The sequence below is a fragment of the Microtetraspora malaysiensis genome, from assembly GCF_050947145.1.
Lineage (GTDB): Bacteria > Actinomycetota > Actinomycetes > Streptosporangiales > Streptosporangiaceae > Microtetraspora_A > Microtetraspora_A malaysiensis.
Genome location: NZ_CP191998.1, coordinates 3099637 through 3120935, shown reverse-complemented (window position 1 = coordinate 3120935; position 21299 = coordinate 3099637). Strand labels below are relative to the sequence as shown.

Annotated in this window: 18 protein-coding genes; 10 read left to right on the top strand and 8 right to left on the bottom strand. The window is 71.6% G+C overall.

Going from position 1 to position 21299, the window contains the following annotated elements; all coding sequences use genetic code 11:
• Nucleotides 1–151: 151 nt before the first annotated feature.
• On the top strand, nt 152–1732 hold the full coding sequence (locus tag ACQP1V_RS14850) for a N,N-dimethylformamidase beta subunit family domain-containing protein (protein ID WP_433423097.1): 1581 nt from the start codon (nt 152–154) through the stop codon (nt 1730–1732).
• 25 nt (nt 1733–1757) lie between these two features.
• Here the strand turns inward: ACQP1V_RS14850 and ACQP1V_RS14845 are convergent, their stop codons facing one another.
• Entirely contained in the window at nt 1758–2690 is a 933-nt protein-coding gene (locus ACQP1V_RS14845) for a heme o synthase (RefSeq protein WP_433423095.1), read from the bottom strand.
• A gap of 300 nt (nt 2691–2990) precedes the next feature.
• Here ACQP1V_RS14845 and tkt point away from each other — a divergent pair, with 300 nt between their 5' ends.
• The 7 genes from tkt to ACQP1V_RS14810 all read left to right on the top strand — a co-directional run bounded on the left by tkt (nt 2991) and on the right by ACQP1V_RS14810 (nt 11800).
• Nucleotides 2991–5093 carry a transketolase gene (tkt, locus tag ACQP1V_RS14840; protein ID WP_433423092.1) on the top strand — a complete coding sequence of 701 codons (2103 nt, stop codon included), beginning with the start codon at nt 2991–2993 and terminating at the stop codon, nt 5091–5093.
• A gap of 7 nt (nt 5094–5100) precedes the next feature.
• Nucleotides 5101–6204 (top strand): transaldolase, encoded by a 1104-nt coding sequence (gene tal, locus ACQP1V_RS14835; protein ID WP_433423089.1) that lies wholly within the window; start codon nt 5101–5103, stop codon nt 6202–6204.
• A 1-nt stretch (nt 6205) separates the two neighbouring features.
• Nucleotides 6206–7831 (top strand): glucose-6-phosphate isomerase, encoded by a 1626-nt coding sequence (locus tag ACQP1V_RS14830; protein WP_433423086.1) that lies wholly within the window; start codon nt 6206–6208, stop codon nt 7829–7831.
• A gap of 180 nt (nt 7832–8011) precedes the next feature.
• Nucleotides 8012–9595, top strand: a complete 1584-nt coding sequence (zwf, locus tag ACQP1V_RS14825) for a glucose-6-phosphate dehydrogenase (RefSeq protein WP_084259635.1) — start codon at nt 8012–8014, stop codon at nt 9593–9595.
• A 16-nt stretch (nt 9596–9611) separates the two neighbouring features.
• Entirely contained in the window at nt 9612–10526 is a 915-nt protein-coding gene (locus ACQP1V_RS14820) for a glucose-6-phosphate dehydrogenase assembly protein OpcA (RefSeq protein ID WP_433423083.1), read from the top strand.
• A 41-nt stretch (nt 10527–10567) separates the two neighbouring features.
• Nucleotides 10568–11344, top strand: coding sequence for a 6-phosphogluconolactonase (gene pgl / locus ACQP1V_RS14815; protein WP_433423080.1), 777 nt, complete (start codon nt 10568–10570; stop codon nt 11342–11344).
• Between the two features lie 93 nt (nt 11345–11437).
• The gene (locus tag ACQP1V_RS14810; RefSeq protein ID WP_433423078.1) at nt 11438–11800 is read left to right on the top strand and encodes a hypothetical protein; all 363 of its coding nucleotides are present in this window, start codon (nt 11438–11440) and stop codon (nt 11798–11800) included.
• A gap of 43 nt (nt 11801–11843) precedes the next feature.
• Here ACQP1V_RS14810 and ACQP1V_RS14805 read toward each other — a convergent pair whose 3' ends face one another.
• The gene (locus tag ACQP1V_RS14805) at nt 11844–12875 is read right to left on the bottom strand and encodes an N-acetyltransferase family protein (RefSeq protein ID WP_433423075.1); all 1032 of its coding nucleotides are present in this window, start codon (nt 12873–12875) and stop codon (nt 11844–11846) included.
• Between the two features lie 191 nt (nt 12876–13066).
• Here ACQP1V_RS14805 and ACQP1V_RS14800 point away from each other — a divergent pair, with 191 nt between their 5' ends.
• On the top strand, nt 13067–14464 hold the full coding sequence (locus ACQP1V_RS14800; RefSeq protein WP_433423072.1) for an NAD(P)/FAD-dependent oxidoreductase: 1398 nt from the start codon (nt 13067–13069) through the stop codon (nt 14462–14464).
• A 107-nt stretch (nt 14465–14571) separates the two neighbouring features.
• Nucleotides 14572–16188: an amidohydrolase gene (locus ACQP1V_RS14795; protein ID WP_433423069.1), complete on the top strand. Its 1617-nt coding sequence runs from the start codon at nt 14572–14574 to the stop codon at nt 16186–16188.
• 82 nt (nt 16189–16270) lie between these two features.
• Here ACQP1V_RS14795 and ACQP1V_RS14790 read toward each other — a convergent pair whose 3' ends face one another.
• The 6 genes from ACQP1V_RS14790 to whiA form a co-directional block, all read right to left on the bottom strand.
• Entirely contained in the window at nt 16271–16618 is a 348-nt protein-coding gene (locus tag ACQP1V_RS14790; protein ID WP_084259626.1) for an RNA polymerase-binding protein RbpA, read from the bottom strand.
• Between the two features lie 126 nt (nt 16619–16744).
• Entirely contained in the window at nt 16745–16975 is a 231-nt protein-coding gene (gene secG / locus ACQP1V_RS14785; protein WP_061255550.1) for a preprotein translocase subunit SecG, read from the bottom strand.
• A gap of 109 nt (nt 16976–17084) precedes the next feature.
• Complete coding sequence (gene tpiA, locus ACQP1V_RS14780) at nt 17085–17867, bottom strand: triose-phosphate isomerase (RefSeq protein ID WP_433423066.1); 783 nt, start codon at nt 17865–17867, stop codon at nt 17085–17087.
• On the bottom strand, nt 17864–19054 hold the full coding sequence (locus ACQP1V_RS14775; protein WP_433423063.1) for a phosphoglycerate kinase: 1191 nt from the start codon (nt 19052–19054) through the stop codon (nt 17864–17866). The genes tpiA and ACQP1V_RS14775 overlap by 4 nt, the downstream gene beginning before the upstream one ends.
• The gene (gap, locus tag ACQP1V_RS14770) at nt 19054–20058 is read right to left on the bottom strand and encodes a type I glyceraldehyde-3-phosphate dehydrogenase (RefSeq protein ID WP_387416578.1); all 1005 of its coding nucleotides are present in this window, start codon (nt 20056–20058) and stop codon (nt 19054–19056) included. The genes ACQP1V_RS14775 and gap overlap by 1 nt, the downstream gene beginning before the upstream one ends.
• 220 nt (nt 20059–20278) lie before the next feature.
• Nucleotides 20279–21259: a DNA-binding protein WhiA gene (gene whiA, locus ACQP1V_RS14765; RefSeq protein WP_387416577.1), complete on the bottom strand. Its 981-nt coding sequence runs from the start codon at nt 21257–21259 to the stop codon at nt 20279–20281.
• Nucleotides 21260–21299 lie beyond the last annotated feature (40 nt).

The following is a 21299-nucleotide window of genomic DNA, read 5'->3' as shown; positions in this document are numbered from 1 at the left end:
CCCCGAAGATCCCTTGGCCGAGGGTGTCCTTCGGCTTTCCCCAATGCGGACCACCGCCTGACCATATGCTCGACCGGGCCTTTCCCGGCCGCGGGTAACGTGCTGTCGAAGTGATCTTCATGTGTGCCGTTCGTCACAGGGGGCGGAGCGGATGGGCGAGAACGACGGCGGCAGGCTGAGCCGCCGGACCTTCCTCGGTGTGGTGGCAGCCGCCGGCGCGGGGGCCACGGCCTGCGGGGCCAGTGCCGCGGAGGAGGCGACGCGGGCGGGCGCGGCCGGAACGCCGGCGTCCGGGCCGCTCCTGCTGCCGTCCCAGAGCCCCTCCCCCGACCCGGCGGCGTCCCCGCCGCCGACCCGCTACGAACGGCTCCGGCCCGGCGACCCCGCCTGGCGGGCCCGCTCGTACGGCCCCGCCGAGGCCATCGAGGGGTACTGCGACCAGGTGAGCGTGCTTCCCGGCCACCCGGTCGAGCTGCGCGTCTCGACCACCGCCGACCGCTACCGGGTCACCGCGTACCGCATGGGCTGGTACGGCGGGGCCGAGGCGCGCCGGGTGTGGCGGTCGGAGTGGCTGCCCGGACGCAGGCAGGGGCGCGGCGACATCGACGGCGCGACCCGCACGGTGCACGCGAACTGGCGGCGCTCCCTCACGGTGCCGACGGCCGGCTGGCCCGAGGGCGCCTATCTGCTGCGGCTCGACTCCGCGAAGGGGCACCAGCGGTACGTGCCGCTCATCGTGCGCTCCACGGACGCCACGGGGCGGACGCTGCTGGTGCACGCGGCGGCCACCTGGCAGGCGTACAACCAGTGGGGCGGCTACAGCCTCTACTACGGCAAGGACGGCAGCTACGGCGCCCGCTCACTCGCGGTCAGCTTCGACCGCCCCTACGACAAGAACGGCGCGGAGAAGTTCCTCGTCTACGAGCGGGGGCTGGTCGTCCTCGCCGAACGCCTCGGCGTCCCGCTGGCGTACACGACGGGCCTGGACCTGACGCCCGAGGTGATGAAGGGCGCGGCGGCCGTCGTCTTCCTCGGCCACGACGAGTACTGGACGCCGCAGGCCCGCAGGCAGGTCACCCGGGCCAGGGACGCCGGCTCCAACATCGCGTTCCTCGGGGCCAACACGTGCTACCGCCGCATCCGGATCGAGAACCGGGGCCGCCTGATCGTCTGCTACAAGGACCAGTACGCCAGCGACCCCATGTACGGGCGGCGCCCCGCCGATGTGACCGCGGACTTCCGGTCGGCGCCCGCGCCCGACCCGGAGTCGTCGCTCACGGGGGTCTACTACGACGGGTTCCCCGCCGACGCCCCCTACGTGGTGACGGCGCCGCACCACTGGCTGTTCGAGGGGACCGGGGTACGGCGCGACGACGCGTTCCCGCACCTGGTCGGCGTGGAGTACGACCGGGTGACGCCGAGCGTGCCGACGCCCCGGCCGATCGAGATCATCGCCCACTCGCCCCTGATGTGCGGGAACCGGCCCAGCTTCGCCGACTCGGCGTACTACACGACGCCGAGCGGCGCCGGAGTCTTCGCGACGGGCACGATGCGGTGGGTGGAGGCGCTCAGGGCCGGCTATCCGGGAGGGCCCCAGCTGCACGGGATGGACGCGCGGACCCGCAAATTCGTGACCAGGACGACGGCGAACCTGCTGCGCGCCTTCGCGCGCGGTCCGGCGGGCGAGCATCGGGCGGCTCCGCGTGACAACGTCCACGCGTTCTACGCCTGAGCGGGGCGCGGGCCCCCGCTCCCGGTCAGACCAGGAGCGAGTCGACCGCGACGGCGAGGAACAGCAGGGCGAGGTAGATGTTCGACCAGTGGAAGAAGCGCATCGGGCGCAGGTCCACCCCGGTCTTGCCCGCGTTGAGCCGGCCGAGCAGGCGGTAGACCTCCCACAGGCAGGCGGCGCCGAGGACGGCGGCGACGGCCGGGTACAGCAGCGAGGTCCCGGCCACCGGCCACAGCAGCAGCGAGCACAGGACGGTCGCCCAGGTGTAGGCGATCACCTCGCGCACCACGCGGCGCTCGGTCGCGACGACCGGCAGCATCGGCACGTCCACCGAGGCGTAGTCCTCGCGGTAGCGCATGGCCAGCGTCCACGTGTGCGGCGGCGTCCAGAAGAACACCACGCCGAACAGCACGACGGGGGCCCAGGAGAGGCTGCCGGTGATGCCCGCCCAGCCGATCAGCACGGGCATGCAGCCCGCGATGCCGCCCCAGACGATGTTCTGGACGGTGCGGCGCTTGAGCACCATCGAGTAGACGAGGACGTAGAACAGGATCGCGCCCAGCGACAGCGCGGCGGCGAGCCAGTTCACGGCCAGGCCGAGGCCGACGGTGGAGATGACGCCGAGGACCACGCCGAAGACCAGCGCGCCCGCCGGGGAGACCTCCGCCTTGGCCAGGGGACGGCGGCGGGTGCGCCGCATCGTCTTGTCGATGTCCCGGTCGATGTAGCAGTTCAGCACGTTGGCGCTGCCCGCGGACAGCGTGCCGAAGACCATCGTCGCGATGGCGGTCCACAACGGCGGCAGGCCGCGCGCGGCGAGGAACATGACGGGGAGGGTTGTGATCAGCAGCAGCTCGATGATCCGCGGCTTGGTGAGCGCGACGTACGCCCGCACAAGCGCGCCCAGGGAGCGCGGCGCGGTCGCCACCGCCGTTCCGAGCGGGGGCACCGATTCCATCTTCGTCAGCACCGTCAAGGCGCTTCCAGCGTGTGCGGGGTCAACGCGTAACCTCTGAATTGAGCGGATCTCCAGGCAGGAGCCAGGCACTTGAGGACTCACTGTAGTCGGGAGAACCGATGGTCCCTGAACTGGGGCCGGGAGGGGCGCCTTCGCGACCCCGCCGGTACGCCCTGCTCGCCGCACCGGACAGCCGGTACGGCGGTGGTCTACCGAACGGTAGGAGCGCCGACCCGTTAGGGTCCCGTGTGGGCGGGAAATGCCAAATCCGGCGCAATGAACGTAGAGGGGAATCAGCAGTTGAGCAGCGCAAGCCTTGAGTGGACCGACCTCGACCGGCGCGCGGTCGACGTGGTGCGAGCACTCGCCATGGACGCGGTCGAGAAGGCCGGCTCAGGTCACCCCGGAACTGCGATGAGCTTGGCTCCCGCGGCCTATCTCCTTTTCCAGCGAGTCCTGCGGCATGACCCCTGCGACGCCAAGTGGGCGGGCCGCGACCGGTTCGTCCTTTCCTGTGGTCACAGCAGCCTGACCCTTTACATCCAGCTCTACCTGTCCGGGTACGGCCTGGGCTTGGAGGACCTCAAGGCGCTGCGGCAGTGGGGCAGCCTCACCCCCGGCCACCCCGAGTACGGCCACACCGTCGGCGTGGAGACCACCACCGGCCCGCTCGGCCAGGGCATCGGCAACGCGGTCGGCATGGCCATGGCGGCCCGCCGCGAGCGCGGCCTGTTCGACCCGGACGCGGCTCCGGGGACGTCGCCGTTCGACCACATGATCTGGTGCATCGCCTCCGAGGGCGACATCGAAGAGGGCATCAGCCACGAGGTCAGCGCCCTCGCCGGCCACCAGAAGCTGGGCAACCTCGCGGTCGTCTTCGACTCCAACCACATCTCGATCGAGGACGACACCCAGATCGCCCTGTCGGAGGACATCACCAAGCGCTACGAGGCGTACGGCTGGCAGGTCCTCGAGGTCGACTGGACCGCGACCGGGGAGTACAAGGAGGACGTCCAGGCGCTGTACGACGCGCTTGAGGCGGCCCGCGCGGAGACCGATCGGCCGACGTTCATCAAGCTCCGCACCATCATCGGCTGGCCCTCGCCGAACAAGCAGAACACCGGCAAGATCCACGGCGCGGCGCTGGGCGAGGCGGAGGTCGCCGCCACCAAGCGGGTGCTCGGCCTCGACCCCGAGCAGACCTTCCAGGTCCCGGCGGACGTCCTCGACCACGCCAGGGAGGTCGTCAAGCGCGGCCGCGAGCTGCGCGCCGAGTGGGACAAGGGCTACCAGAGCTGGCGGGCGGCCAACCCCGAGCGCGCCGAGCTGTTCGACCGGATCTCGGCCCGCCACCTGCCGAACGGCTGGTCCAAGGCGCTGCCGTCGTTCGAGGTCGGCTCCTCCATCGCCACCCGCAAGGCGTCCGGCGAGGTGCTGAGCGCCCTCGCGCCGGTGCTGCCCGAGCTGTGGGGTGGCTCCGCCGACCTCGCCGATTCCAACAACACCACGATGAAGGGCGAGCCGTCCTTCATCCCGGACGAGTACCAGACCCACGAGTTCCCGGGCAACAAGTACGGCCGCACGCTGCACTTCGGCATCCGCGAGCACGGCATGGGCGCCATCCTCAACGGCATCGCCCTGCACAACGGCACCCGCCCGTACGGCGGCACCTTCCTCGTCTTCAGCGACTACATGCGTCCGGCGGTCCGGCTCGCCGCGCTGATGAAGCTGCCGGTGACCTACGTGTGGACGCACGACTCGATCGGCCTCGGCGAGGACGGCCCGACCCACCAGCCGATCGAGCACCTGTGGTCGCTGCGCGCGATCCCGGGCCTCGACGTGGTGCGCCCGGCCGACGCCAACGAGACGGCCGCGGCCTGGAAGGTGATCCTGGAGCACACCGACCGCCCGGCGGCGCTCGCGCTGACCCGGCAGAACCTGCCGGTCTACGAGGGCACCGGCGACGCGGACCGGGTCGCGCGCGGCGGCTACATCCTTCAGGACGCCTCCACCGGCCAGCCCGCCGTCGTGATCATCGCCACGGGCAGCGAGGTCGAGCTGGCCGTCGGCGCCCGCCGGATCCTGGAGGAGCAGGGCGTCCCGACCCGGGTCGTGTCGATGCCGTGCGTCGAGTGGTTCCGCGCCCAGGACGCCGCCTACCAGCAGTCCGTGCTGCCCCCGGCGGTCCGCGCCCGGGTCGCCGTCGAGGCGGGAATCTCCCTCGGCTGGCACGAGTTCGTCGGTGATGCGGGGGCAGTGCTCAGCCTTGAGCACTTCGGCGCCTCCGCGCCGTACAGGACCATCTTCGAGCAGTTCGGCCTCACCGCCGACCGTGTGGTGGCCGCCGCCAAGGCGAGCCTCGCCAAGACGGGGGCCGACAAGGGCGAGACGACCGGAAACTGAGGAGATCATGAGCGAGAACCTGAACCGCCTCACCGGGGCCGGCGTGTCGATCTGGCTGGACGACATCAGCCGTGATCGCCTGCGCACCGGCAATCTTGCCGCCCTGATCCGGGACAAGCAGGTCGTGGGCGTCACCTCCAACCCCACGATCTTCGCGGCGGCCCTGAGCAAGGGCGACGCGTACGACGCGCAGCTCCACGACCTGCGGGTGCGGGGCGTCTCGGTCGATGAGGCGGTCCGGTCGATCACCACGTTCGACATCCGCTGGGCCGCCGACGTGCTGCGCCCGGTCTTCAACGCGACGAACGGCGTGGACGGCCGGGTCTCCATCGAGGTCGACCCGCGCCTGGCCCGGGACACGGAGCGGACGATCGCCGAGGCCCGCGCGCTTTGGTGGCTGGTCGACCGGCCCAACCTGTTCATCAAGATCCCGGCGACCGTCGAGGGCCTGCCCGCGATCACGCAGTGCCTCGCGGAGGGCATCAGCGTCAACGTCACGCTGATCTTCTCCCTCGAGCGCTACCGCGCGGTCATGGACGCCTGGCTGGAGGGCCTGGAGAAGGCCAAGGCGAACGGCGTCAACCTCGCCGCCATCGAGTCGGTCGCCTCGTTCTTCGTCAGCCGGGTGGACACCGAGATCGACGCCCGCCTCGACCGCGTCGGCACGCCCGAGGCGGCCGCGCTGAAGGGCAAGGCCGCCGTGGCCAACGCGCGGCTCGCGTTCGCCGCCTTCGAGGAGATCATGGCGAGCCCGCGCTGGCAGGCGCTGCGCGCGGCGGGCGCCCGGCCGCAGCGCCCGCTGTGGGCCTCGACCGGTGTGAAGAACCCCGACTACCCGGACACGCTGTACGTGGACCAGCTCGTCACGGCGGGCACGGTCAACACGATGCCGGAGAAGACGCTCGACGCGGTCGCCGACCACGGGAAGATCTCGGGCGACACGATCCGTCCCTTCTACGAGCAGGCGTGGAACACCATGGCCGCGCTCAAGGAGGCCGGCGTCGACTACGACGACGTCGTACGGGTGCTCGAGAGCGAGGGCGTGGACAAGTTCGAGATCTCCTGGAAGGAGCTCCTGGAGACCGTGACCGCCGAGCTCGGGAAGGCCTGAGATGACCATCGAGGTAACTCTCGGCCCGGAACCGGAGAACGTACGCGCCCTCCGGGAGAAGCTGGTGGCGGAGGGGGTGCCGGCGGCGCTGGCCGCCGGCGACCCCGGCCTGTGGGGGTCCGAGGCCAGGACCGAGGCGGCCGTCCGCCTCGGCTGGCTGAAGCTCCCCCTCACCAGCAGGGAGCTGTTGCCCGAGATCACCAAGCTCGTCGAGAAGGCGTGCGCGGAGGGCCTCGACCACGTCGTACTGGCCGGGATGGGCGGTTCGTCGCTGGCCCCGGAGGTGATCTGCGCCACCGAGGACGTCCCGCTGACCGTGCTCGACACCACCGACCCCGGGCAGGTCCGGCGGGCGCTGGCGGACCGGCTGGAGCGCACGCTGCTGGTCGTCGCCAGCAAGAGCGGCGGCACCATCGAGACCGACAGCCACCGGCGGATCTACGAGAAGGCGTTCCGCGACGCCGGGATCGACCCGGCCGACCGCATCGTCGTGGTGACTGATCCCGGCTCTCCGCTGGAGCAGATGGCCATCGAGGCGGGCTACCAGGTCGTGCTGGCCGACCCGAACGTCGGGGGCCGCTACAGCGCTCTCAGCGCGTTCGGGCTGGTGCCGAGCGCGCTCGCCGGCGCCGACATCGCGCGGCTGCTCGACGACGCGGCGGCGGTCGCGCCGCTGCTGTCCCGCGACGACGGCAACCCGGGCCTCGACCTGGGCGTGCTGCTCGGCGCGGAGGCGCTCGCGGGGCGCGACAAGATGGTCCTGCGCGACAGCATGACCGACATCAACGGGCTCCCCGACTGGATCGAGCAGCTCATCGCGGAGTCGACCGGCAAGTCGGGCACGGGCATCCTGCCCGTCGTCGGCGCCGAGGCGGCCGAGGCCGGGGACCAGTTCCTGGTGAACATCGGCCGGGACAGCGGCGCCTCGGTGGACGGCCCGCTGGGCGCGCAGTTCCTCGTCTGGGAGTACGCCACGGCGATCGCCGGCCGGCTGCTCGGGATCGACCCGTTCAACCAGCCGAACGTCGCCGAGTCCAAGGAGAACACCACCCGCATCCTGAGCGAGGCGGGCGATGGGCCGCTGCCGACCGGCACGCCGCTCCTCACCGACGGCCCGGTCGAGGTCTACGGCGACGTGCCCGGCGGCCCGAAGAACCTGGCGGACGTGCTGACCTGGCTGCTGCGGGCGATCCCGAAGCACGGCTACCTCGCGGTCATGGCGTACCTGGACCGGGAGGCGGCGTTCGACGCGGCCCGGGTCGGCGACGCCTCGTTCGAGGAGCTGACCGAGGCGTGGGCGGCGGCCGATCCGGCCACGCTGCGGGCGCTGCTCGACTACCGGACCGACCACGCGGTCACGTTCGGCTGGGGACCGCGCTTCCTCCACTCGACCGGCCAGTTCCACAAGGGCGGTCCGGAGGTGGGCGTTTTCCTGCAGATCACCGGCGCGGTCACCGAGGACGTCGAGGTGCCGGACAAGCCGTACACCCTGGGCCGGCTCCAGCTCGCCCAGGCCCTGGGCGACTTCGGGGCGCTGGTCTCGCGGGGCCGTCCGGCGGTGCGCCTGCACCTCACCGACCGGGTGGCCGGCGTCAAGCACCTGCTGTCGGTGGCGGAGGAGCTCTGACCTCGATGAGCACGCCACTGGCCACGAGCCGCAGGGCGAGGAGATCCGATGGGTAAGCGGGACAACCGCCCAGCCGAGACGGCGCAGGCCGTCGCCGGGACGCCTGACGTCCCGGCGGCGGCCGAGCCGGCCGGCCCGGCGGAGACACACGACGGCGGGCGGGTGCCCGATGTCTCCGAAATGTCGGAGACATCGGAGGAGCGTGACCTGGCGGCCGCCCTCGGCCTGGCCGCCGACGAGGAGGGCGTGGCGAACCCGCTGCGGGACCCGCGTGACAAGCGGCTGCCCCGGGTGGCCGGCCCCTGCGTGCTCGTCCTGTTCGGTGTGACCGGCGACCTCGCGAAGAAGAAGCTGCTCCCGGCGATCTACGACCTGGGCAACCGCGGCCTGCTGCCGCCGGGGTTCTCCCTGGTCGGCTTCGCCCGCCGCGACTGGGCGCACGAGGACTTCGCCCAGGTGACGTACGAGTCGGTGAAGGAGCACGCGCGGACGCCGTTCCGCGAGGAGGTCTGGCGGCAGATCGCCGAGGGCATCCACTTCTGCCCCGGCGAGTTCAGCGACGACGGCGCCTTCGACGTGCTCGCGATGATGCTCAAGGAGATCGACGAGACGCGCGGCACCGGCGGGAACTACGCGTTCTACCTGTCGGTCCCGCCGAAGTTCTTCCCGGTGGTCGTGGAGCAGCTCAAGCGGACCAACCTGGCCAACGCCCCCGAGGGCGCCTGGCGGCGGGTGGTCATCGAGAAGCCGTTCGGCCGCGACCTCAAGACCGCCCGCGAGCTCAACGCGATCACCAGCGCGGTGTTCCCGGAGAAGTCGGTCTTCCGCATCGACCACTACCTGGGCAAGGAGACCGTCCAGAACATCCTGGCCCTGCGGTTCGCGAACACGCTGTACGAGCCGATCTGGAACCGCGGCTACGTGGACCACGTCCAGATCACGATGGCCGAGGACATCGGCATCGGCGGCCGGGCCGGATACTACGACGGCATCGGCGCCGCCCGCGACGTGATCCAGAACCACCTCCTTCAGCTGCTCGCCCTGGTCGCTATGGAGGACCCCACGTCCTTCGACGCCGACTCGCTGCGGCGCGAGAAGGAGAAGGTGCTCCGCTCGGTCCGGCTGCCGGCCGACCTGTCGCTCGGCACCGCGCGCGGGCAGTACACCGCGGGCTGGCAGGGCGGCGAGTCGGTGGCCGGCTACCTGGAGGAGGAGGGCATCTCGCCGGACTCCATCACCGAGACCTACGCCGCCGTCAGGCTGGAGGTGGCCAACCGCCGCTGGGCGGGCGTCCCCTTCTACCTGCGCACCGGCAAGCGGCTCGGCCGCAGGGTCACCGAGGTGGCGGTGGTGTTCCAGCGGGCGCCGCACCTGCCGTTCAGCTCGACCGACACCGAGATACTCGGGCAGAACGCCCTGGTCATCCGCGTCCAGCCGGACGAGGGGATCACCGTGCGCTTCGGCTCGAAGGTGCCGGGCACCGCCATGGAGGTCAGGGACGTCAGCATGGACTTCGCCTACGGCGAGTCGTTCATGGAGTCCTCCCCGGAGGCGTACGAGCGGCTGCTGCTCGACGTCCTCATCGGGGATCCGCCCCTGTTCCCGCACCAGGCCGAGGTCGAGCTGTCGTGGAAGATCCTCGACCCGATCGAGGAGCACTGGGCGGCCTCCGGCCGTCCTGAGGGCTATCCCGCGGGCACGTGGGGCCCGCCGTCCGCCGACGCCATGATCACGCGTGACGGGCGCGTGTGGCGACGGCTGTGAGTGAACGGAAGGCGCCGTGACCACCTTCAACCTGACCGACACGACGGCCTCGAAGATCTCGTCGACGCTGACCCAGTTGCGCCACCAGATGGGCGCGCCGGCGGTGGGCATGGTGCTCACCCTTGTCGTGGTGTGCGACGAGGCCGGCCAGTACGACGCCGTGCGCGCGGCCACCGAGGCCGCGCGCGAGCACCCCTCCCGGGTGCTGACGGTCATCAAGCGTGACCCGAACGAGCCCGACCGGCTCGACGCCGAGGTACGGATGGGCGAGTCGTCCCCGGGCGAGGTCGTCCTGCTCCGCCTGTACGGCCGGCTCACCGAGCACGCCGACTCGGTGATCAGCCCGCTACTGCTGACCGACACGCCGGTGGTGGCGTGGTGGCCCGGCGACGCGCCTCCGGCGCCGTCGCAGGACGCCGTGGGCCGGCTCGCCACCCGGCGGATCACCGACGCCCGGGCGGCGGCCGACTCCCTGGCCGCCATCGCCGGCCGCCACCAGGGCTACCTCCCGGGCGACACCGACCTCGCCTGGACGCGGCTCACGGCGTGGCGCAGCCTCCTGGCGTCCGCGTTCGACCGGCCTCCCGGGCGGGTGCTGTCCGGCGCGGTGTACGGCGCGGCGGGCAACCCCAGCGTGCCGCTGCTCGCGGCCTGGCTCTCCGAACGGCTCAACGCCTCGGTGGAGGTGGCCGAGAGCGTGGGACCGGGCCTCACCGAGGTACGGCTCACCCTCGCCGAGGGCGGCGAGCTGGCGATCTCCAGGACGGACGCCCGGCTGGCGACGCTGTCCCGGCCGGGACAGCCGAACCGGCGCGTCGCCCTGGCCCGCCGGCCGACCGCCGAGTTGCTCGCCGAGGAGCTGCGCCGGCTGGACTCGGACGACGTCTACGGATCGGCGATCCAGTGGTTGGCGAAGTCCCCGGCCTCCTGAGCCCGAACCGCCCGTAGTGCCCCAATGGAGAAGGAACAGCCGTGAGTGTCCCCAACGTCATCGTCCACCGCGACGCGGAGGTGCTCGCCCAGGCCGTGGCGGCCCGCCTGATCACCCGCCTGGCCGACACCCAGGCGGCCCGCGGGTCGGCCCATCTCGTGCTGACCGGCGGCACCGTCGGCATCGCGACGCTCGCGGCGCTCGCCGGGTCGAAGGCGCGCGACGCCATCGACTGGCGTGCCCTCGACGTGTGGTGGGGCGACGAGCGTTTCCTGCCCGCGGGTGACCCCGAGCGCAACGAGACCGGCGCGCGCACGGCGCTGCTCGACCACGTGGACGTGGACCCGGCGCGGGTCCACGCCATGCCGGCGGCGGACTCCGGGCTGACCGCGGAGGAGGCGGCCGAGGTCTACGCGGCCGAGTTGGAGAAGGCCTCCCGTCCCGAGGACCACGGCCCGGTTCCGTCGTTCGACGTGCTGCTGCTCGGTATGGGCCCGGACAGCCACGTCGCGTCGCTGTTCCCCGGGCAGCCCGCCCTCTACGAGGAGGAGCGCGCGGTCGTCGCGGTACACGGGGCACCGAAGCCGCCGCCCACCCGCCTCTCGCTCACCCTCCCGGCGATCAAGGCCGCGCGCGAGGTGTGGATCGTCGCCGCGGGCGCGGAGAAGGCGCAGGCCGTCCACCTCGCGCTGTCGGGGGCGGGGCCGATCCAGGTCCCGGCCGCCGGGGCCCGCGGCAGCCGCCGGACCCTGTTCCTGCTCGACCGCGCCGCGGCCGGCAAGATCCCGCCCGGCCTCGGCCGCATCGCCTCCCCCTGACCCCGCGATCGCGGCGAGCGCCATAGGCACAGCACCCCGCGAGCGCGACCGCCGGTAGGCGCGTGATCACGAGAAATCTGGCAGATTGGACCTATGCCAGACACCCCTCTGCCCCGCGACGAGCTGCGCGCGACCGTCGAAGCCCGCCGCGAGCTCGGCCCCGAGTACGAATCCGCGCTGACGGAGGCCTTCCTCGACCGCATCGAGGCCACCATCGCGCAACGTGTCAAGGCGGAAGCCGACAGCCGGCTCCCCGACCCGCGCCACTCCACGTGGGCGGAGCAGCAGGAGCGCAAGCGCCACCTCGGCCTGGCCCTCGGCTCGCTCGGCATCTCCATCCCGCTCACCGGCGCGGCCTCGTTCTCCGGCGGCGGCATATCCGGACTGGTGATCGTGTGGACCGGCATCGTCGCGGTCAACGTCGCCTACGCCCTCGGCCAGCGCAGGCGACGGTAGGGACCACCGCGCCACGGTCCAGGTGTTCTCGGCGTGCCCCGGTTCAGCTCGGGGAGGTCGGCGCCATCACGCCCACGGGCATCCGCGCCTCGACCACACCGGGGTCCTCGGTGTAGGTGAGCGTGGCGCCGAGGGAGAGCAGGAGCGCCCGCATCCGGGCGTTGTCGGAGAGGAACGAGGCCCTGACCTCCGCGAGGCCGAGGTCGCGCGCCGCCTCCAGGAGCATCTGGGCGAGGATCCGGCCGAGACCGCGTCCCTGCCAGCTGTCCTCCACCAGCAGGGCCATCTCGGCGGTTCCGGGCTCCGGGCTGAACTGCAGGTTGGCCATGGCGACCACCTGGCCGTCGTGCCCGGCCACGAGGGAGTGGCCGCGGCCGCGGTCGCAGAGCCGTTCGAACATCCGGGGCGGCAGCGTGGGCATGGCCGTGAAATAGCGGAACCTGCGGGACTCGGGCGAGCAGCGTTCGTGCAGGTCCCGGACCGCCTCGCGGTAGAGCGGGGTCAGCGGCCTGATCACGACCTCGGCCCCGTCGCCGAGCCGTACCGGCCGCTCGGACCTCTGCGCCTCGGCGGGCGGCTGCGCGAGCCGGACGAACGCGGCGGCACGGGCCGCCTCCGTGAGAGTGAACGGCAGCCCCGCCCGGCGCAGCCGGATCGCGCGCTTCGGCGCCACGGGCACCGTGAGCAGGGTCGGGTCGGGCAGGTCGGAGAGGTCCGCGCCGTAGACCCAGCGGGCGTCGTCGGCCCGCATCAGCTCGCGCAGGATCTCCGGGAGCCGCCAGGGCGTGGAGCGCAGGCGGGCGGCGAGCAGCAGCGCGCGGGTGGGCTCGTCGGTGAGGTCGTGGGCGGTCGCGGTGACGACCTGGACGCGGCGCCCGCCGGCGGACTCCAGGGCGGCGCGCACGGTCTCGGCGGAGGCGGGGATCTCGGCGACGAACTCGTCCACCGTGCCGTCCGTGTCCGGCTGGACGGACAGGCCGAGGATGTTCCCGCCCTTGTCGGCCAGCGCCGCCGCCAGGGAGGCCAGCCGCCCGGGTCGCTCGTCCACCGTCGTCCTGATCCGCAAGAACCCCATCGATACCGCTCCCTCCGTGATGAGGCAATCCTGTCGTAGATCTGTTACGCGATTGCTACACGAAGGTGTGCCGACCGTTTCGCCCTGGAAAATCCTGCCACTGGCGACGTTATCGGCATGCCAGCCGACGTTTCGCAACGACTTCCGCAGCGAGGTTCTCCAACTGGTACGGATATAGCAGGATATGCCTCATGAACGCTCCGCTGTCCCCAGATTTCGTCAACGGCGATGTGTCCTTCTGGTTCCGATCCCTGGGTATCCCCGCCCCCGGCGACCGGCTCGACGGCGACCGGGAGGCGGACGTCGCGATCGTCGGCGGCGGCTACACCGGCCTGTGGACCGCCTACTACCTGAAGAAGGCCGACCCCTCGCTGCGGGTGGCGGTCCTGGAGAAGGAGTTCGCCGGGTTCGGCGCGTCCGGACGCAACGGCGGCTGGCTGACGGGGGCGCTCGCGGGCTCGCCGGAACGGTACGCCAAGACCCACGGGCGGGAGGCCACCCAGCGGTTGCAGCGGGAGATGTTCGCCGCGGTCGACGAGGTCATCGCGGTCTGCGCCACCGAGGGCATCGACGCGGACATCGTCAAGGGAGGACTGTTCAACGTCGCGCGGGGCCCGGCCCAGGAGGCCCGGCTGCGCGCCGAGATCGCCGGGCAGCGCGCGTGGGGCTGGACCGAGGAGGACGTCCGCCCGCTCTCCCCCGCCGAGAGGGACGAGCGGCTGCGCGTGTCCGGGGCGGTCGCCGCCACCTGGAGCCCGCACTGCGCCAGGATCCAGCCCGCCAAGCTCGCCCGGGGGCTCGCGGACGCCGTACGCGCCCTGGGCGTGGACCTCTTCGAGGGCACGCCGGTGACGGCGATCGAGCCGGGCCGCGCGGTCACGCCGTACGGCGCCGTGCGGGCGGCGCACGTGCTGCGCTGCACGGAGGGGTTCACCGCCACGGTCCCGGGCCACCACCGCGACTGGCTCCCGATGAACAGCTCGCTGATCGTCACCGAGCCGCTGCCGCCCGAGGTGTGGGAGACGATCGGGTGGGAGGGCCGCGAACTGCTCGGGGACATGGCGCACTACTACATGTACGCGCAGCGCACCGCGGACGACCGCATCGCGTTCGGCGGGCGCGGGCGCCCCTACCTCTACGGCTCGCGCGTGGACGACCGCGGGCACACCCACGACTGGACCGTGGACGCGCTGTGGGGCCTGCTGACGTCGTTCTTCCCCGCCGCGGCGTCCTCGCGGGTGGCGCACGCCTGGTCGGGCGTCCTCGGCGTGCCGCGCGACTGGTGCGCGACCGTGGGCCTGGACCGCGCGACGGGGCTCGGCTGGGCGGGCGGATACACCGGGCACGGCGTGACCACGACCAACCTGGCCGGGCGGACGCTGCGCGACCTGGTGCTCGGGCGGGAGACGCCGCTGACCGGCCTCCCCTGGGTGGACCGCCGCGTCCGCTCCTGGGAACCGGAGCCGCTGCGCTGGCTCGGGGTCCACTCGATGTACCGCCTGTACCGCGTCGCCGACGCCCGCGAGGCCAAGGGCATGCGCAAGACCTCCGTGCTGGCCCGCGTCGCCGACATGATCACCGGTCACTGACCTCTCCCGCGCGGCCCGGGCACTCCGGGCGTGCGGATACCGTTTCGCCACCACGTCGGCGCGGGTGACGTGGAACGACCACGAGCACATGAAGAAAGAGGACGATCGTGAGCTCCTCCATCCTGTTCCGCGGCGGCCGGGTCCTCACCCCGGGCGGATTCGCCGAGGCGCTGCTCGTGCGCGACGGCGTCATCGCCGCCGTCGGCGCCGAGTCCGACCTGGTACGGCTCTCGCCCGGCGCCGAGCCGGTGGACCTGCGCGGCGGGCTGCTGACGCCGGGCTTCGTCGACGCCCACATCCATCCCGTGCAGGCGGGACTGGAGCGGGCCGCCTGCGACCTGGCCGAGATCTACGGCCTCGACGACTATCTGGCGCATGTCGCGTCGTTCGCCGCCGCGCACCCCGAGAAGACGTGGATCAGCGGCGGCGGCTGGGACATGGCGGCCTTCCCCGGCGGGCTCCCCCACCGCACCCAGCTCGACTTCCTCGACCGGCCCGCGTACCTGATCCAGCGCGACCACCACGCGGCGTGGGTCAACACGCGCGCCCTCGAACTGGCTGGGATCACCAAGGACACGCCCGACCCGGCCGACGGACGGATCGAGCGCGACCCCGACGGCACCCCGAGCGGCGTGCTGCACGAGGGGGCGATGGACCTCGTCGGCCTGCTCACGCCGCGCCCGACCCCCGCCGACCTCGAGGCGGCCCTGCTTGAGGCGCAGCAGTACCTGTTCTCGCTCGGCATCACGGGATGGCAGGACGCCATCGTGGGCTCCTACGCGGGCTCGGACGACCAGCTCCCCGCGTACCTCTCCGCGGCCTCCAGCGGCCGTCTCAAGGCTCGCGTGGTGGGTGCCCTGTGGTGGGACCGTTCCCGTGGGGCCGAGCAGATCCCCGAGCTGCTGGAGCGGCGCGCCCGCGCCGAGGGCCTGGACCGCTTCCGCGCCACCTCGATCAAGATCATGCAGGACGGCATCGCGGAGAACTTCACCGCCGCCGTCATCGAGCCCTACTGCCGCTGCGGCGGCACCGGGCTGTCGTACGTGGACCCGGAGCTCCTCAAGGGGTACGTCAAGGAGCTCGACTCCCACGGGTTCCAGGTGCACTTCCACGCCATCGGCGAGCGCGCCGTGCGGGAGGCGCTGGACGCGCTCACCGGCACGTCCCCGCAGAACCGCCACCACATCGCCCACCTGCAGATCGTCACGCCGCAGGACGTGCCGCGCTTCGCCGCCCTCGGCGTCACCGCGAACCTGCAGGCGCTGTGGGCCACGCACCACGCCCAGATGGACGAGCTGTGCCTCCCCTACCTGGGCGAGGAGCGCTCGACCTGGCAGTACCCCTTCGCCGATCTCGTACGGCACGGCACCCGGCTGGCGGCCGGATCGGACTGGCCGGTCTCGTCCGCCGACCCGCTGCAGGCGGTCCACGTGGCGGTCAACCGGACCGAACCTGGCAGCTCGGTCCACGCGTCCTACCCGACCGCGCAGACCCCGTTCCTGCCCGGCCAGAGCATCGACCTGCGCACCGTGCTGACGGCGTACACCGCCGGGTCGGCCTGGCTGAACCGCTCGCCCGCCGGGGTGATCGAGGAGGGCCGCCCCGCCGACCTGGCGGTGCTCGACCGCGACCCCTTCGCCCTCGACCCCAAGGACATCTGGACGACCGGCGTGCGGATGACCTTCGTCGACGGCGAGTGCGTCGCGGACAACGGCTCCGCCTGACCCTGGATACGACGAGGCCCCCGTTCCACTGGGGAACGGGGGCCTCGCGATGCCGTGAGACGGGCCTGGAGATCTGTCCGGTCTAGTAGATCGGACGCGACGAGGACCGCAGCCGCTCCAGGGCCTCGGCCAGGATCTGCGCGCCGTCCTTGTCGCTGCGCCGCTCCTTCACGTACGCGAGATGCGTCTTGTACGGCTCGTTTCGCGGCGGAGCGGGCGGGTTCGCCTCGTCCTGACCGGCCGGCAGTCCGCACCGGGGGCAGTCCCAGTGCTCAGGGACGGCCGCGTCGCTGGCGAAGCTGGGACGCGTCTCGTGCATGTTCGCGCACCAGAACGAGACCCGCACTCGGGGGGCCGCCTCGCCGCGTTCGGCCTCCCCCATGGGGCCCGCACCGACTCGGCTGCCACGGATCGCGTTGCCACTACCCACGAATGAACTCCTCGCTCTCACGCCCCGCGGGACACGGGGGAAAGATGAATCTATGTCACGTGTCGCCGCAGATGAGCCGTTTCTGCCCTATTTTTTACAGCCTGACCGATTTTGACGTTACGGCCGTTACGGCTTGAGCAGCAGGCCCAGCGCGATGATGCAGACGAACCACACCACGCCTGTGATGATCGTGAGGCGGTCGAGGTTACGCTCGACCACCGCCGACCCGCCGAACGACGACGAGAACCCGCCGCCGAACATGTCCGTGAGACCACCACCCTTGCCCTTGTGCAGCAACACGAGCAGCACCATCAGGGCGCTCGACAGAATGAGGGCGATGGAGATTCCGATAATCACCGTTGACCTGTTCCTATGACTCGCGCGGGTGCGCGACACCAGCGGTGTGACGATTCAATCTTGCCTTATGAGGGTACGGCTTGTTGTCAAGTCGCACCCCCCGAACGGCTCAGCCCGCCGACATCTCGCCAAAACGGGAAATCTTCACGAACCCGCCCGGGTCGAGGCTGGCCCCTCCGACGAGGGCACCGTCCACGTCGGGCTGCGCCATGATCCCGGCGATGTTGTCGGACTTGACCGATCCTCCGTAAAGGATACGGACGGCCGCGGCCACCTCGCCGTCGTAGAGCTCGGCGAGTCGTGTCCGGATCGCCCCGCAGACCTCCTGCGCGTCCTCCGGGGTGGCGACCTCGCCGGTCCCGATCGCCCAGACCGGCTCGTACGCCACGACCAGGGACTTCGCGTGCTCGGCGGAGATCCCGTCGAGAGCGCCGTCGAGCTGGGCCAGGGTGTGCGGCACCTGCTCGCCGGCCCTGCGGACCGGCAGGCCCTCACCGACGCAGAGGATCGGCGTGATCCCGTGCCGGTAGGCCGCCTTCACCTTGTCGTTGCACACGGCGTCGTCCTCGGCGTGGTACTGCCGCCGCTCCGAGTGGCCGACCAGCACGTAGGTGCAGCCGAGCTTGGCCAGCATGGCGCCGGAGATCTCCCCGGTGTAGGCCCCCGCGTCGTGCCGGGACAGGTCCTGCCCGCCGTACGTGATCTGGAGCTTGTCCCCGTCCACCAGGGTCTGCACGCTGCGCAGGTCGGTGAACGGCGGGAGGACCGCGACGTCGACGGCGTCGAAGTCCTTGGCGGTGAACGAGAACGCCAGCTTCTGCACCAGGTTGATGGCCTCGAGGTGGTTGAGGTTCATCTTCCAGTTGCCGGCGATGAGCGGCTTGCGGCTCACGAGTCCTCCAGAGCTGCGAGTCCGGGCAGGGTCTTGCCCTCGAGGTATTCGAGGCTCGCCCCTCCACCGGTGGAAATGTGCGAGAAGCCGTCTTCCGGCAGGCCCAGGCGGCGCACAGCCGCCGCGGAGTCGCCGCCGCCGACCACGGTGAACGCGCCGGAGGCGATCAGCGCCTCGGCCACGGCCCGGGTCCCGCCCGCGAACGCGTCGAACTCGAACACGCCCATCGGGCCGTTCCAGAAGACGGTCCGCGCGTCGGCCAGCTTGGCGGCGAACAGCTCGCGGGTACGCGGGCCGATGTCGAGCCCCTGCCGGTCGGCCGGGATCTCGGTCGCGTCCACCGCCTCGTGCGGCGCGTCCGGCGCGAACTCCGTCGCCGCCAGCACGTCCACCGGGAACACCAGATCGACGCCGCGCTCCTTCGCCTCCGACAGGAAGCCGCGCACCTGGTCGAGCTGGTCCTCCTGCAGCAGCGAGCCGCCGACCTCGTGGCCCTGCGCCGCGAGGAAGGTGTAGGCCATACCGCCGCCGATCAGCAGCCGGTCGACCTTGGACAGCAGGTTGGCGATGACGCCCAGCTTGTCGGAGACCTTCGCGCCGCCGAGCACCACCACGTACGGCCGGGCCGGGTCCTCGGTGAGCCGCTTGAGCACCTCGACCTCGGCCACGATCAGGCCGCCGGCCGCGTGCGGGAGCCGCTTGGGCACGTCGTAGACGCTGGCGTGCTTGCGGTGGACGGCGCCGAAGCCGTCGCCGACGTACAGCTCGGCCAGGGCGGCCAGCCGGTCGGCGAACGCGCCGCGGACCTCGTCGTCCTTGGACTCCTCACCCGGCTCGAAGCGCAGGTTCTCCAGGAGCGCGACCTGGCCGTCCTGCAGCGCGGCCACCGTGGCCTGCGCGGACTCGCCGACCACGTCCGTGGCGAACGCGACGTGCTCGCCGAGCAGCTCCGACAGCCGGCGCGCGACGGGCGCGAGGGAGTACTTCCGGGTGGGCGATCCCTTGGGGCGGCCGAGGTGGGCGCAGACGATCACCTTGGCGCCGCTGTCGAGCAGCTTCCTGATCGTCGGCACCGAGGCCCGGATCCGCCCGTCGTCGGTGATCGTCTCCCCGTCGAGAGGGACGTTGAGGTCGGCGCGCACGAGCACGCGCCGGCCCTTCACGTCGAGCGAGTCGATGGTCCGCATCAGAGCGAGGCGCCCACGTACTCGATGAGGTCGACGAGGCGGTTGGAGTAACCCCACTCGTTGTCGTACCAGCCGACGACCTTGACCTGGTTGCCGATCACCTTGGTGAGGCCGGCGTCGAAGATGCAGGAGGCCGGGTCGGTGACGATGTCGGCGGAGACGATCTCGTCCTCGGTGTAGCTGAGGACACCCTTCAGCGGGCCCTCGGCGGCGGCCTTCAGCGCGGCGTTGACCTCCTCGACCGAGGTCTCGCGGCGGACCTCGACGGTCAGGTCGGTGGCCGAGCCGGTGGGGATCGGCACACGCAGCGCGAAGCCGTCGAGCTTGCCCTTGAGCTCGGGCAGGACCAGGCCGATCGCCTTGGCGGCGCCGGTGGAGGTCGGGACGATGTTCAGCGCGGCGGCGCGGGCCCGGCGCAGGTCCTTGTGCGGGCCGTCCTGCAGGTTCTGGTCCTGCGTGTACGCGTGGATCGTGGTCATCAGACCCTTCTCGATACCGAAGGTGTCGTTGATGACCTTGGCCATGGGGGCCAGGCAGTTGGTCGTGCACGACGCGTTGGAGATGATCGTGTGCGCGGCCGGGTCATAGATGTCGTGGTTGACACCCATGACGATCGTCACGTCCTCGTTCTTCGCCGGGGCGGAGATGATGACCTTCTTGGCGCCGTTGTCGGCGTGCACCTTGGCCTTGGTGGCGTCGGTGAACAGTCCGGTCGACTCGACGACAACATCGACGCCCAGGTCGCCCCACGGCAGCTTGGCGGGGTCACGCTCGGCGAACGCCTTGATGGCCTTGCCGTCCACGGTGATCTCGTCCGCCGAGGCCTTCACCTCGTACGGCAGGCGGCCAAGGATGCTGTCGTACTTCAGCAGGTGGGCAAGAGTGGCATTGTCGGTCAGGTCGTTGACCGCGACGATCTCGATGTCCTTACCGCTGGCTGCCACAGCGCGCCAGAAATTGCGGCCGATACGGCCGAAGCCGTTGACGCCTACGCGGATGCTCACGGAATCGGTCTCCTCGTACGTCGTGCGCCGGCTGCCCGGCGACAGGGCTGGCTTGAAACCTCAGTCACAGACCTTATCTGACTCAAATTGGTTTAGACCAACGCGGCCCCACCGCTGATCGGAACCGGCAAAGCGGGCGTCAGCAAGGCGTGCGCGCGGCAAAGCGGCCGGTTCGCACACGCAAACCGGCCGCCATGGAAGCGAGAGGAAAAGGCCGAGGTCAGGGGGCCAGCATGTCGGCTGTGAGGTTGGCCTCGGTGTTGGCGACACCCAGATCCTGGGCGCGTTTGTCGGCCATCGCGAGCAGCCGCCTGATCCGCCCCGCGATGGCGTCCTTGGTCAGCGGCGGGTCGGCGATCTGGCCGAGTTCCTCCAGCGACGCCTGCTTGTGCTCGACCCGGAGCCGCCCGGCGATCACCAGGTGCTCGGGCGCGTCGTCGCCGAGGATCTCCAGCGCCCGCTGGACCCGGGCGCCCGCCGCTACGGCGGCCCTGGCCGACCGGCGGAGGTTGGCGTCGTCGAAGTTGGCCAGCCGGTTCGCCGTGGCCCGGACCTCGCGGCGCATCCGCCGTTCCTCCCAGGCCAGCACACTGTCGTGCGCGCCGAGCCGGGTGAGCAGGGCGCTGATCGCGTCGCCGTCGCGGACCACGACCCGGTCCACGCCGCGCACCTCGCGCGCCTTGGCGTGGATCTTCAGCCGCCGCGCGGAGCCGACCAGCGCCAGCGCCGCCTCGGGTCCCGGGCAGGTCACCTCCAGCGACATCGACCGTCCGGGCTCGGTCAGCGAGCCGTGCGCCAGGAAGGCGCCGCGCCAGGCCGCCTCCGCGTCGCACGTCGCGCCCGAGACCACCTGGCGGGGCAGCCCGCGGACCGGACGACCGTGGTTGTCGATCAGGCCGGTCTGCCGGGCCAGCGCCTCGCCGTCGCGGTAGACCCGGACGACGTAGCGCGAGCCCTTGCGCAGCCCCGCCGGGGCCAGCACCAGCACCTCGGCCTTGTGGCCGAACACCTCGCCGATGTCCCTGATCAGGCGGCGGGCGGTGACGTTGGTGTCGAGCTCCGCCTCGATGACGATCCGCCCGCCCACCAGGTGAAGACCGCTCGCGAACCGCAACAGCGTCGAGACCTCGGCCTTACGGCAGCAGGGCTTCAGCACCGAAAGGCGGCTCAGCTCGTCCTTCACCACACCCGTCATGGCCATCTGCGCGTGTCCTCCCCCAAACAGACTTTGACAGCCAGTC